The sequence below is a fragment of the Sphingobacterium chuzhouense genome, from assembly GCF_014692525.1.
Taxonomy (GTDB): Bacteria; Bacteroidota; Bacteroidia; order Sphingobacteriales; family Sphingobacteriaceae; genus Sphingobacterium; species Sphingobacterium chuzhouense.
Genome location: NZ_JACNYL010000003.1, coordinates 424,813 through 437,719, shown reverse-complemented (window position 1 = coordinate 437,719; position 12,907 = coordinate 424,813). Strand labels below are relative to the sequence as shown.

Here is a 12,907-nt window from a genome sequence, read left to right as displayed (position 1 = left end):
TTTTAAACACACCGATCACAATAATATAATACATGAAAAAGATACTATCGCTAACAACTATTTTTGCCATTTGCGGAACTTTTCTTTTTGCGCAGAATGCAATAGATCTAAAGGTTCAATTGGATAACGCTTCAGGGAAGATATCTTCCCACATGTGGGGAATCTTTTTTGAAGATATTAATATGGGAGCCGATGGCGGAATATACGCGGAATTGGTGAAAAATCGTTCTTTTGAGTTTAATCATCCCATGATGGCATGGAAACGTCTCGAAAATGTTCCGGAAGGTACTTTTTTAATTGTTAACGACAGCCGGCGCAAGGGTAACCCCCGTTCGCTAAAAATACATAAAGCCACTGATATAAAGGCAGGTTTGCAAAACGAAGGATTTCGCGGTATGGGTGTGAGAAAAGGAGAGGGCTACGAGTTTTCACTAATGTACCGTCAGGCTTCACCCGATATGCGTATAAAGGTCGAGTTATTGAATGAAAATGACAACGTAATCGGTACAGCAGAGTTGCCCCTATCAGAAGGCGCAAATTGGCAAACAGGTTCTGTCGTATTTACATCGGCAGAAACCTCACCAAAAGCAAAACTAAACATTTGGTTTCAGGGAGCAGGTAACGCGGAAGTTGACATGTTGTCGCTTTTCCCACAAGATACGTGGAAGGGTCGGCCTAAAGGACTAAGGAAAGATATGGTGCAAATTTTGGCGGACATGGAACCCGATTTCATCCGTTTCCCGGGAGGATGTATCGTAGAGGGACGGGATTTAGCAACTCGTTTCCAATGGAAAAAAACAGTAGGCCCTATTGAAGAAAGAGAATTGATCATAAACCGATGGAATACGGAGTTTAATCACCGTCTAACCCCTGATTATTTCCAAACATTCGGCTTGGGGTTTTATGAATACTTTTTATTATCAGAAGATATTGGTGCAGAGCCGGTTCCTATTCTCAACTGTGGGATGGCTTGTCAATTTAATACGGGAGAGGTAGTGCCTTTGGACGAACTTGATGAATATATTCAAGACGCGTTAGATCTGATAGAGTTTGCTAATGGCAATATCAACACCCCTTGGGGCAAGCTGCGTGCAGATATGGGGCACCCCGAACCTTTTCATTTGAAGATGTTGGGCGTTGGAAACGAAAACTGGGGACCACAGTATATCGAAAGACTTGCTGCGTTCCAACAGGTGTTGAAGGAAAAACATCCCGAAATACAAATTATAGCGAGTTCAGGTACGGATCCTGAAGGTGAACGTTTTGACTATCTGGATCAAAAGCTGCGTGAAATGAACATTGATATTATCGACGAACATTATTATCGTCCGCCTGCATGGTTCCTTTCGGGTGCTGATCGCTACGACGATTACGATAGAAATGGACCTAAGATTTTTGCGGGAGAATATGCTTCACATACAACACGTCCAAACGGGCCGGGTAGGAGTACTTGGGAAGCCGCTTTGTCGGAGGCTGCTTTTCTGACTGGGCTGGAACGAAATGGAGATATCGTGACAATGGCATCCTACGCACCGTTGTTTGGGCATGTAGACGGTTGGCAATGGTCACCTGACCTTATCTGGGTTGATAATTTGCATGTATACGGTACACCGAGTTATCATGTACAGAAATTATATTCACTTTATAAGGGAACAGATATAATACCTATACAGCGAGATGGTCAAAATGTAACAGGACAAGATAGTCTATATGCGTCGGCTGTTTATGATGCGGAAGCCAAAGAACTGATCATTAAATTTGTGAATTATAACGATCAACCGGTAGTGGCTAACTTTCAATTGGATACGAAGAAAAAGATAAAAGGCGACGCAACGAAAATTACATTGGCAAATGAAAACCTTAATGTGGCAAATAGTTTGGAAGAGCCATTGAAAATACAACCACAAACAGTGCAAGTAAACTATAAAGGCAAAACAATTAACGATACATTTTTACCCTATTCATTCACAGTGATTAAGATATCTGTACAATAACAGATTGACCGGAAGGGAGTCTAATAAAGCCTTTACAGGCTAAAATCGGGAGCCTGTAAAGCTTCTATTTGCCATTTAATTTGATCTATCGTTATTGGATACGCTGCCTGGTTGCGCAAGCTATCGTAAATAGCATCAAATAGGAGGTTATAATTTCCTTTTTGTGCCGTAAGTAATGATGTTTGTTTTTCTCCTTTCCCATCAACCGTCACCAGCTTTCCTTCACTGCCTTCCGGTTCGACCCCATATCCTGGTACATTTGGCAGCATGCCATCAATTAATTGCCGCTCTTGCACGTCGACCATTTTTTTGGTAAAAGTTCCCTTGGATCCATGAACGACAAAGGCAGGCTGTGGATCGGCCACCAGAAGATTTCCAGTCAAAAATACCTGTAGATTATCTGGGTAAAGTAAATGGAAATTAAAAAAATCAGGCACTTGTGATCCGGGTCTGTTAATAGCGGTTGTCTTGATAATGTTGTTAGGTTTGCCGAAAACGGAGAAGGCCTGGTCAAGAACATGGGGGCCTAAATCATATGCGACGCCACTTGAAACATATTGACTATTTTCTTTGAATTCTTTTGGTCCCAATTCCATATTGTAGCGGTCAAAACGTATATGTGCCTCTATGATTTTTCCAAGTTGACCACTTTCAATAACCTCTTTCACCTGCATAAAGTGACTATCATAGCGTCTATTCTGATAAAAGAATATTTTTTTACCTGTCTTTTCGCTTATTTCGGATAACTTCTCGAGCTGATCAAGATTGTCTACAGCAGGTTTTTCTAACAAAATATGTTTTCCTGCTTCCAGAGACTCTTTTGCAAACTCGAAATGCGTATAATTTGGCGTATTAACAATAACAAGTTCTATACTATCATCGGCTAATAGATCGCTAACACTGTCGTAACTTTTCACATCGGGATAGATTTCCTTTGCGGTTTTCTTTGTTCTTTCGACAACGGCTGTGAAATCAAAATTATCATTGGTATAAATAAAAGGAGCGTGGAAAACACGTCCTGACATTCCAAAGCTTAGTATGCCCGTATTGATTCTCTGTTTTTCCATGTTATAAAACTACAAAAAATAATGGCTACCTTTTCTTGTTCTTCATCGTCATTTTGGCTTTTACTCCAGCGCCATAATTGTAGCTTTTGCTATTGCTTTCTTTCTTTTTATGAAAAGCTGCACCTTGTTGTTCGTCCATTTCATTCTTTTCTTTTGGGTTAGCAGATGGCCGGTAGATAATCAAATCATCTGGAAGAGGCATGACGGGTATCTTTTTCCCCAACGACTGCTCTATTTTTTTGAGTTCCGGAAGTTCGATGTCCGTGGCAAATGTAATGGCAAAAACTTCATCATCTGAAGTTTTTGCGATATGCTGTACAAAAACATCCCTATTTTCTGGTATTTCAAAATGAAATATAAAAGGAATCCCACTTAAATCGATGTTATTTGTGCCTTCGTTGGCAATAATGAGTATCCGACATTCAGGGATTTGCTTAAAATCATGGATGTCGTCGATACCTACATCATCATGAAATAAAGGATGTAATACAGTAACTTCTCCTTTTTTAGCGTGCAGCCTTTGACCTAATTTTTGCGCAGTAAGTCGACTATTCACAAATACCACAACTTTATCAAATACATCATCGTCTCCCATCAACAGATTTAGTAAATTGATTTTTGTAGTAAAATTAGGAACTTGATACAGCATGAGCTCATGTGTTTCGGTTGTTTTTCCACCTTGCTCTTCTACCTCGACTAGCGTAGCAAAAGGCATGAAATCGTCGATCATCAAATGCAACTTTTCATGTTCGACCGTGCTAAATGCCAAATATTGAACTTTTCCGCAGCTTTGTGCCAATTCTCTCACAGGAGTTTGCATTCCTTGCTTAATTATTTCTTCTGCATCGTCAATGATGAATGTCTGAATACGATTTAAATTAAGTCCTAGTTTTAGATATATTGCACGGGCACGATTAGGAGTTGCTACGACAATATCCACCCCACGAACCAGATCTTCGATCTCTTCTTCCATACTTCCGCTCGTTTTAAGCCCCATGATATAAAGGTTCTTATTCTTGCTAACAGTCAGAAAGCGTTCCACTATTTCAGCAATTCTTTCTTCATTGGGCGCCAAAATTAAGACTTTGGGAGCTTCGTCTCGCGTATGTTTCAAACGCATCAATACACCAAGAACATACGTCGTGGTTTTTCCGGCTCCTTCAGGTGCGATACCAATAATACTATGCCCACCGATGATTCGAGAGAGTGATTTTAACTGGAATTCTTTTGCTGTAAAATAACCCAGATCATTCATGGACGCATGAAGACGTTTATTAAGCTTTAATTTATCTAATGACACAGCTGAACAATTAAATGAATAAAAGACAAAGTTAGCTAAAATATAATTGGAGTGACGATGCTGAGCTCTTGTTTATATACAAAACATCCTAGCGGTTCGGTAGGACGCTAAACTGGTTATCGACCAAAACTGGAAAGATTTTTGTAAATTGTGCGCACTATCTATATTAATATAAAGTATGAGAAAAAAAACACAATTGATTGCAGCCATGATGTTATTTTCTACGACGGTTGCTGTAAGTCAGATGAAGGTTCGAGAAGAACTGCCTGATAAATATAAGTGGAATCTGTCCGACCTCTATGCAACAGATGAGGTATGGAAAGAAGAAAAAGAAAGGGTGCAACAGGAAATGCAAAAAGCCGCATCCTACAAGGGCAAGCTCACGGGATCCGCTACCATACTTTTGGAAGCATTGGAATTGAATAGTACGCTGATTAAGGAAATGGTTAGGCTTTCATCTTATGCATCGATGAAATCTGACCAGGATACACGGGTAACTAAATACACGGGTATGTCACAAGAACTGCAACAGCTTTTTTCAGAATACGGAGCATTAACCTCTTTCATGGAACCTGAATTATTAACCTTACAGGAAGATCAGCTCAACACTTTCTTTACACAAGAAAAAGAGCTCGCAACATACAAATTTTATCTTATGGATCTCCTTCGGAAGCGGGCGCATCGAGGTTCAGAAGATGTTGAAAAAGTAATGGCGTATTCTTCCTTGATGTCGGGCAATGCCGCAAATATTTTCAATACATTTTTTAATGCCGAGTTTCCGCATCCCGAAATCGACCTGGACGGTGAGCATGTAAAGCTCAATCCTGCCAATTTTGCATTGTATAGAGCGAGCGATGATAGAGAAGTCAGAAGCAAAGTATTTGAAACTTATTTTGGTAAACTGAATGAATTTCAACGGACCTTCGGGGCGCAGCTTTATGGAAATATCAATGCTGCATTGTTTGCAACAAAAGCCAGAAATTACGAGAGTACGTTAAACAGGGCGCTGGATAGTGATAATATTCCCACAGATGTTTTCCATAATCTTATCAAAAATGTGAATGGAAATTTAGAAACCTTTCACCGCTATTTAAATCTCCGGAAGCGTATGATGGGGGTAGACACACTGCATTATTATGATTTGTACGCTCCTTTGGTTGAGAAGGTGGATTTAGATTATACAGTCGAGGAAGCAGTTGAAAATATTTTGCAGTCCTTGCAACCTTTGGGTACTGATTATGTGGACGTGTCAAAAAGAGCATTCAATGAAAGATGGATTGATATGTATCCAAACGAAGGAAAAAGATCTGGTGCGTATTCTAATGGGGCTGCGTACGATGTACATCCGTACATACTCATGAACTACAATGGGAAATACAATGATATGTCTACCCTAACCCACGAACTGGGGCATACCATGCATAGTTATCTAACCAACAAGAAGCAGCATTTTGCTAACGCAAACTATTCTATTTTCGTCGCTGAGGTCGCATCTACGTTAAATGAAGAATTGTTGAACGATTATATGCTACAGCAGATCAAAGACGATAAGATCCGACTCGCTATCTTGGGTAACTATCTCGAAGGTGCTAAAGGAACATTATTCCGCCAGACGCAGTTTGCCGAATTCGAATCGATGATCCATGAAAAAGTCGCGAATGGCGAAGCGCTCACTGGTGAAGATTTTGATAAATTATATCTTGATCTGACTAAACGGTACTATGGTCATGATAAAAACGTCTGTATAGTAGATGACTATGTCAAATCTGAATGGTCTTACATTCCGCATTTTTATTACAATTTTTACGTATACCAATATGCTACATCGTTCACCGCTTCTACAGCGCTCTCAGAAAAAGTACTAAAGGGAACAGATGAGGATCGAAAAAGATACCTTGATTTTCTAGCTTCAGGAAGTACTAAATATCCTGTAGAGCTGCTTGTCGATGCAGGTGTGGATATGAATACCACAGAACCTTTTGATCTGACTATCGCGAAGATCAATAAAGTAATGGAAGAAATGGAAACCATTCTGACAAGAATGGGTAAGTAATTTTTGAGGAATAAAAGGGTACAAGAAGGCGTCCTTTTGGACGCCTTAATTTTCAAAAAATCCAGTTATCAATCAACCACCTGTAACCGTAGGGATTTAAATCTATTCTCTGTTTATTGTTCGTATTATTACCGTATTTTTTATCGGAGACGACAGTGTAATATCGTTCTGGAAGATCCGATTTTAATGAAATCGTGATGGGTTTGTTACTCAAGTTATGCAATATTAATACATTTCCTTTATCGAGTTCGTACCGATAAGCTAGGCAATGTTTCGAAGAAGTAGGGAGTACGGTAAATTTTCCTCTCCGAAAACCCATGTTCTTTCTAGCCTGTATTAATTTTCGTATCGTATTCAAAAGCGATGTGTCATCCTTTAATTGGTGATTTACATTGACCTTTTTATATCCATAGGGACCCTTCGCAATAATATCTTCGTCGATCGCACCTTCCATTACATCAGAGAATCCTCCGTTTTTGTCCGCGCTCCATTGCATCAGTGTTCTAACACTCTTTCTTCCCTCTTTTTGCAGATCGTCTCCCATACCTATTTCTTGTCCATATCTTATTACCGGTGTACCCGGTAAAGAAAATAGGATGCTATAGGCCAACGCCAGACGCTGTCGATTGTTTTCAAACATAGGAGGCAACCTTCGCCGTATACCACGGTTGAAAATACGCATGTTTTCATCAGGTGCAAACGCGGCAAACACTTCCTGACGTTCCTCTTCTTTCAGTTGCTCTAAATCCAGTTCATCGTGGTTTCGCAGAAAATTAACCAAGTGCTCCTCTTCACTAAGTAATGGGATTTTTTGTAGTGCCTTCGCAATAGGTTCTGCTTCTTCACGCGCAAAAGCTAAAAAGAAATAATTGTTTAGATAGAAATTAAACAACATGTGCATTTGTCTATTATGTTCTAAAAAATCCGTATAGCGCGAAGGAGGTACATCGACTTCGGCGATAAAAGCCGCATCGGGATTAAGTTCTTTTATGTACATACGCCATTCCCTGAATATATCGTGTGGGTCACCTTTGAATTTGTAATTCCCTTTCTCCTCTATCATATGCGGTGCCGCATCGATCCGGAATCCATCTACACCAAATTTAAGCCAAAATCGTATGATTTTTTTTACCTCTTCGACTACGGTCGGATTGGTCATGTTTAGATCCGGCTGGTCATTGTAAAATGTATGGTAATAGAAGGCTTCGGCCTCTTTGTTATATGTCCAATTCGTGTATTCCTGCTCTTCCGCGAGAATAGCCTTGTTTCCACTTTCCTCGGGTTTCTCGTTAGACCAGATATAATAATTCCGATAGGGAGATTGCGGATTCTTTGCAGCTTCCAAAAACCACGGATGTTCTTTTGAAGTATGGTTTACGACTAGATCGATGATAACCCGTAGGCCAGCCGCCTTAATAGCATCGATAAGTTCCGCAAAGTCTCCCATATCTCCGAAACGTTTGTCGACTTCGTAATAGTTCCGTATGTCATAGCCGTCGTCTTTATTTGGACTATCATAAAACGGCAATAGCCACAGGCAATCTATGCCCAGAATCCGGAAATAGTTAAGCGACTGCTGAAGTCCACGGAAATCACCGGAACCGTCTGCGTTGGAATCTTTAAATGACTCGATAGCTAAGGTGTAGATAATAGCGTCTTTATACCAAAGATTTTTACTCATATCAGTTTTATTCTTTAATGAAAGGAAGAACTTCTCTTCCCATAAACCCAATAAACTCCTCCTGTTGTTGATTCACATTATGTACAATAATTTTATCGAAACCCATTTCATGGTAGTTTTGGATCGCTTCAATAAACTGTGAAGGGTTGTTGCTTGTTAGTACCTGGCTCTTTACATGTTCACGTGTAACATGCAATCCAGCTTGGTCAAAGAATTCGGGTAGGGCTAGTTCGGCTTGTAATTTGTTGCCTAACGTATTATTGCGCCATGACATCCATGCGCTATCTAACGCATCTTCTTCGGTTGAGGCATACGATACCTGAAATTTCAATGCTAGTGCTCCATTGGGGCAAGACATTCGGAAAGCGTTAACAATCTGTTGTAATTTGTGTATATCTTGGTTGACCGTAATAAGACCATTGGCCCAAGTACCAACCCATGCAGCAGTAGATTCGGTAAGGGCCGCTCCATATACAAATGGAGGTGAAAGAGGTCTAGTGTATAATGTAGCATTTTCCAATTCAATAGCACCATAGTGTGTAACTGTCTCACCCGACCAAAGACGTTTCATAATCTGAACAGATTCTTCCAGACGTTTATGGCGGATTTCTTTACTTGGCCACACCTGAGCTGTAATCTTTTCATTTAAGGCTTGTCCACTGCCCAAGGCTATCCAAAATCGATCCGGAAATAAATTATCAAGCGTTGCTACAGCCTGTGCAACTATGGCGGGGTGATAGCGTTGACCGGGCGCGTTCACAATGCCGAATTCTATCGAGGTCGCCTGCATAGCCGCTCCCAGCCAACTCCAGGCAAATCCACTTTGACTATAGTTCTCACTCCACGGATGAAAATGATCCGAAGACATTACCGCATTAAAGCCCGCCTTTTCCGCTAATTGAACATAAGCAAGAAGTTGGCTCGGTGAAAATTGCTCGTGAGAAGCATGATATCCAATCTTCATAAAAACCTTTCTTTCTAGTATTAACACGCTTGCCCTCCGATAGTTCTCGATAAACAACGTGATAATATACTAAAAAGGTAAAACGGAATGTCCAGCATGTTGTTCAATCAAAAGAGAATATATAGAGATCATGGAAATAAAATCAAAACTTGAAAATCCTGTGGATAAATATCCCAAGCCACCTTTCAAAAAGCAATCACAACCCTTTCCGGCGTTAACAGGAAAAATGGATCCCCTTCCTGACCATGGCGAAGATAGTTATCTTGGTTCAGGTCGTTTAGAAAATCGACGGGCATTGATTACGGGCGGAGATTCCGGTATCGGACGAGCTGCAGCCATTGCATTTGCCAGAGAAGGAGCGGATGTAGCGATTAACTATCTGCCGGCAGAAGAAGAAGATGCCAAGCAGGTTATTGATCTGATTGAAAAAGCCGGACGAAAAGGTTACGCTATCCCGGGAGATATTACGAACCGAGATTTCTGTCGGCAGTTAATAGATGAAGCTGTCGATAAACTGGGAGGACTGGATATTTTGGTAAACAATGCGGCTTATCAACAGAGCTACGAGTCTATTTTGGATATTCCGGACGAAAGCTTTGATACGACGATGAAAACAAATGTATACGCGCCGTTTTGGATTACAAAGGCCGCTATTCCTCACATGCCAGCGGGATCATCTATTATAGTCACAGCTTCTGTACAAGCTTATGATCCCGAAGCAACGTTACTGGATTATGCACAGACAAAGGCTACAAATGTAATTCTGGTCAAAGCACTGGCGCAGCAGTTGGGGCCTATTGGTATTCGCGTAAACGGCGTTGCACCCGGACCTGTTTGGACGCCCTTACAGGTTTGTAGCAAAGAACCCGAAACCTTAGTTGATTTTGGAGCAGATACGGCATTAGGAAGAGCAGGACAACCTGCCGAGCTGGCATCGATTTTTGTACAATTGGCAGACAATAATGCAAGCTATTCCACGGGACAGATTTACGGAGCAGCGGGAGGAGGAGGACATCCTTAAAAACTAAAACTCCTTGATTGCAATCGTGTTAATTGCGTTTGACTGGATCTTTGTAACGAAAAGGGAGATAGTTATTTACTGTTTTTATTGCCCGTGACATTTCGAAGTTAACGGCTAAAAAGGCAAGTCGCGATTCGCTGATTAGCTCCAAGCAAGCATAAAATAGAAGTAGCGCTCCCATAATGACAAGTGTGACGGGAAGCCAATTATAGTTTAAGTGCAAGATGTCGATCACACCGATGCTGACACTGGTTGCCACAAAAAAAAGAAGGGATAGATACAAACTCGTCATAGACCTTTGTAAATGCATAACGCGTTTTGTAGAACGTTTGAGCTGCCGATATATAGCAAGGATTTCATCCTGTTCTCCATCTTCTACTGTTTTTGCGTCCGTTAGTTCCTTAAGCTCTCTCCCCAACTTTCGCGTCCGTTCAATTTCGCGGCTCAAACGTTGTGAGGTAGATAGGATCAGCGACCCGTTTGCCATGATGAGCACGACAGGTGTGATCATCGAGGAAAGGACAGTAAGCACTTGCGTAAAATTATCCATCGTTGCATATAAATTTAGGTAATCGGAAAGGCCATTGTCGTGCTGTGGTTTCGCCCTCCATTGGCTGTATCGAGTCGATTGAATTGGACAACTATAGGCTTGTCTGATTGTAGGAGGACAGCGAATTCCTTTTGCAATAAGATGGCTTCTGGATCTATTAGGTCGTTGAATCGGATGCTACGGCTTCGCTCTGCATCCACGGAGATGCGGTATGGACCAGCCGGTTCCCTATCTGCATAATAAATAGTAATAGTGATAGAGACTACCGATCCTCCGGTATTCAATATACTGATTTCATCGCGGCTTGTATTAACAGGTTCATCGCCTGTACTTTCAGCTGGAATACAGCAACCAGGAATGGCCCAAGTTCTATGTCCGATGTAAGTCTGTTTGCTCATCATTCTATTAAAATACGTTTTAAATAAGGAGTAAGCAGCGTTCCTTTGGGATCTAACTCTTCCCGGATATGCTGGAAGGTATCCCATTCTGGATAGCGCTGTTTCAATTGACTGGCGGACATACTATGCATTTTGCCCCAATGCGGTCTGCCATCGTAAGCCTGAAATACCTGTTCGATATCCTTGAAGTATTCCTGATAGGGTAAGCCCGCGTTCTGATGGACAGTTATCGCTACAGATTGTCTACCATACGCATTGCTCAAGTAGTTGTTGTCTGCTGCTACAGGTCTAAACAATACGCGCCAACCGACTTGCTGTCGATGCTTTTTAAGAATACGTTCCCTAATTTCCATAAAACAATCGGTGGCAAGTTCTATGGGAAAAGAATATTCCAGTTCAACATAGCGAAGCTCATGAGGTGTTGGCAGTAGATCTTTACCCCATCCAGTTTCTTCTTTGTCAAGACGGGCAAAAGGCAGTTGTTGTGTGCCCGTACCGGGTACATTCCACAAGCGAAGACTTATGTCATCACGGCGCGGATACCAGTAAAATCCGAAATTACGATTCTCCTCCATCAATGCAGGTAAGTGCTTCAGACAGTCTGCAACCGAAGTGCAATAATGCTGGCGCTGAACCTGGAATGCAGGAATTACCCTTAAGGTTATTTGAGTGAAAATACCCAGAGATCCTAAAGAAACCCGCAGTGCCCGCATGATTTCAGCGTGATCATAATCATTATATGTTTTGATTTCGCCGGCTGCTGTAATCAACCTTATCGCTGTCACCTGCCCGGAGAGATTGGTTAGTTTTTTCCCGGCTCCGTGCGTCCCCGTACTGATAGCACCGCCTAACGACTGCTGATCGATATGTCCAGTATTTTCCATAGCGAGATGATATCTGAATAACGCCTTACCAACTTCTTCCACCGTCATTCCGGCTCCGACGGTCGCCTCTGTTTGTTTATCATTTACGCCGTGGAACTGCTTAAACCTATCAAGTGATATCAATATATCGTCCGTTTCGATTACAGGGGAACAAGAATGACGTGCTCCCGAAGCTCGTACTGTCTTCCCATCCAGGTTTGCTTTTTTTAGCGTGCGAATCAATGTCTGTTCGTCGTCTGCTACGTAATATTCATGAGGTTCGAAACGGATATTTCCCGCCCAGTTACTTTGCTCGGATTTATTCATATTTTCACGGAAAATTGCCATATAAAGATAACTATACAAAACTCACTATGAATGAATAAGGGATAGTGATTAAGAAAATAACGATCCAAATTACGTCAGGTAAAGACCCTGCAGAATACTGTCGGGTCGTAGACAGTGTACAAATAATGAAGCAAGCCAAATAGCAAGTTTTCAGATGGAAGTTTTAACCAGCACCGTCTTCATACGTCGGGCCATATAACCCTGGCACTTTATTACCTGTAGCGCGTAAATACACGATCATTTCTCCACGATGATGATAGATGTGGTTGAACAGAAAACTTCTGGCGACTATTCCACGCGGCATAGGACCGAGAACAACTTTGTTTCCGGCTTTCATCGTCCATTCATCTGAAAGCTGCTCTTCGGTGAGGGACGCCAATGCTGTTCTTGCTTTTTTAACGTTATCCTCGAACAATGCCAGCGTAGCTTTTATGTCATTTGGGCTTCCTCTTTCCAGGCGGTCGGTTGCGATATCATAAACATCTTGTGTAAGTGTTCCCACGTACCAATAGTATATGGTAGCAATATGTTGTGCCAGTTCGCCCATCGTCCAAGAGATATCTGACGGACGATAACCGAGATCCTTTTGCGGTATCGATTGAAGCAATTTGCGTGTGTTATTCGTTTCCTGTTCAAACTCTTGAAGCCAATATTTGAGTATCATATGC

The 12,907-nt window shown here is 41.5% G+C and carries 11 protein-coding genes; 3 read left to right on the top strand and 8 right to left on the bottom strand.

Annotated elements, in window-relative coordinates; all coding sequences use genetic code 11:
• Nucleotides 1-32: 32 nt before the first annotated feature.
• Nucleotides 33-1,994 (top strand): alpha-L-arabinofuranosidase C-terminal domain-containing protein, encoded by a 1,962-nt coding sequence (locus H8B21_RS13985; protein ID WP_190314386.1) that lies wholly within the window; start codon nt 33-35, stop codon nt 1,992-1,994.
• 32 nt (nt 1,995-2,026) lie between these two features.
• Here H8B21_RS13985 and H8B21_RS13980 read toward each other — a convergent pair whose 3' ends face one another.
• Both H8B21_RS13980 and H8B21_RS13975 read right to left on the bottom strand, forming a co-directional pair.
• Nucleotides 2,027-3,061 carry a Gfo/Idh/MocA family oxidoreductase gene (locus H8B21_RS13980; RefSeq protein WP_190314385.1) on the bottom strand — a complete coding sequence of 345 codons (1,035 nt, stop codon included), beginning with the start codon at nt 3,059-3,061 and terminating at the stop codon, nt 2,027-2,029.
• Nucleotides 3,062-3,086: 25 nt separating this feature from the next.
• Entirely contained in the window at nt 3,087-4,361 is a 1,275-nt protein-coding gene (locus tag H8B21_RS13975) for a DEAD/DEAH box helicase (protein ID WP_190314384.1), read from the bottom strand.
• Between the two features lie 178 nt (nt 4,362-4,539).
• Here H8B21_RS13975 and pepF point away from each other — a divergent pair, with 178 nt between their 5' ends.
• A complete protein-coding gene (gene pepF, locus H8B21_RS13970) occupies nt 4,540-6,414 on the top strand; it encodes an oligoendopeptidase F (RefSeq protein ID WP_190314383.1) in 1,875 nt (624 codons plus the stop codon).
• A 52-nt stretch (nt 6,415-6,466) separates the two neighbouring features.
• Here the strand turns inward: pepF and H8B21_RS13965 are convergent, their stop codons facing one another.
• Together H8B21_RS13965 and H8B21_RS13960 are read right to left on the bottom strand one after the other, a co-directional pair.
• Nucleotides 6,467-8,095, bottom strand: coding sequence for an alpha-amylase family protein (locus H8B21_RS13965; protein WP_190314382.1), 1,629 nt, complete (start codon nt 8,093-8,095; stop codon nt 6,467-6,469).
• A 7-nt stretch (nt 8,096-8,102) separates the two neighbouring features.
• Nucleotides 8,103-9,059 (bottom strand): TIGR03885 family FMN-dependent LLM class oxidoreductase, encoded by a 957-nt coding sequence (locus H8B21_RS13960; RefSeq protein WP_190314381.1) that lies wholly within the window; start codon nt 9,057-9,059, stop codon nt 8,103-8,105.
• A gap of 130 nt (nt 9,060-9,189) precedes the next feature.
• On the opposite strand from H8B21_RS13960, the gene H8B21_RS13955 reads away from it, so the two are divergent.
• Nucleotides 9,190-10,080: an SDR family oxidoreductase gene (locus H8B21_RS13955; protein WP_190314380.1), complete on the top strand. Its 891-nt coding sequence runs from the start codon at nt 9,190-9,192 to the stop codon at nt 10,078-10,080.
• A 28-nt stretch (nt 10,081-10,108) separates the two neighbouring features.
• Here H8B21_RS13955 and H8B21_RS13950 read toward each other — a convergent pair whose 3' ends face one another.
• The 4 genes from H8B21_RS13950 to H8B21_RS13935 all read right to left on the bottom strand — a co-directional run bounded on the left by H8B21_RS13950 (nt 10,109) and on the right by H8B21_RS13935 (nt 12,903).
• Nucleotides 10,109-10,630 (bottom strand): DUF2721 domain-containing protein, encoded by a 522-nt coding sequence (locus tag H8B21_RS13950; protein WP_190314379.1) that lies wholly within the window; start codon nt 10,628-10,630, stop codon nt 10,109-10,111.
• A 14-nt stretch (nt 10,631-10,644) separates the two neighbouring features.
• Nucleotides 10,645-11,031, bottom strand: a complete 387-nt coding sequence (locus H8B21_RS13945; RefSeq protein WP_223815035.1) for a sensory rhodopsin transducer — start codon at nt 11,029-11,031, stop codon at nt 10,645-10,647.
• Nucleotides 11,028-12,218: a D-arabinono-1,4-lactone oxidase gene (locus tag H8B21_RS13940; RefSeq protein ID WP_190314378.1), complete on the bottom strand. Its 1,191-nt coding sequence runs from the start codon at nt 12,216-12,218 to the stop codon at nt 11,028-11,030. The genes H8B21_RS13945 and H8B21_RS13940 overlap by 4 nt, the downstream gene beginning before the upstream one ends.
• Nucleotides 12,219-12,402: 184 nt before the next feature.
• Nucleotides 12,403-12,903 carry a DinB family protein gene (locus H8B21_RS13935; RefSeq protein ID WP_190314377.1) on the bottom strand — a complete coding sequence of 167 codons (501 nt, stop codon included), beginning with the start codon at nt 12,901-12,903 and terminating at the stop codon, nt 12,403-12,405.
• Nucleotides 12,904-12,907: the final 4 nt, after the last annotated feature.

Bases quoted from the DNA above. Each gene is read 5' to 3' on its own strand.
- H8B21_RS13985 (WP_190314386.1), top strand. From the start codon at position 33: ATGAAAAAGATACTATCGCTAACAACTATTTTTGCCATTTGCGGAACT.
- H8B21_RS13980 (WP_190314385.1), bottom strand. From the start codon at position 3,061: ATGGAAAAACAGAGAATCAATACGGGCATACTAAGCTTTGGAATGTCA.
- pepF (WP_190314383.1), top strand. From the start codon at position 4,540: ATGAGAAAAAAAACACAATTGATTGCAGCCATGATGTTATTTTCTACG.
- H8B21_RS13965 (WP_190314382.1), bottom strand. From the start codon at position 8,095: ATGAGTAAAAATCTTTGGTATAAAGACGCTATTATCTACACCTTAGCT.
- H8B21_RS13960 (WP_190314381.1), bottom strand. From the start codon at position 9,059: ATGAAGATTGGATATCATGCTTCTCACGAGCAATTTTCACCGAGCCAA.
- H8B21_RS13955 (WP_190314380.1), top strand. From the start codon at position 9,190: ATGGAAATAAAATCAAAACTTGAAAATCCTGTGGATAAATATCCCAAG.
- H8B21_RS13950 (WP_190314379.1), bottom strand. From the start codon at position 10,630: ATGGATAATTTTACGCAAGTGCTTACTGTCCTTTCCTCGATGATCACA.
- H8B21_RS13945 (WP_223815035.1), bottom strand. From the start codon at position 11,031: ATGATGAGCAAACAGACTTACATCGGACATAGAACTTGGGCCATTCCT.
- H8B21_RS13940 (WP_190314378.1), bottom strand. From the start codon at position 12,218: ATGAATAAATCCGAGCAAAGTAACTGGGCGGGAAATATCCGTTTCGAA.
- H8B21_RS13935 (WP_190314377.1), bottom strand. From the start codon at position 12,903: ATGATACTCAAATATTGGCTTCAAGAGTTTGAACAGGAAACGAATAAC.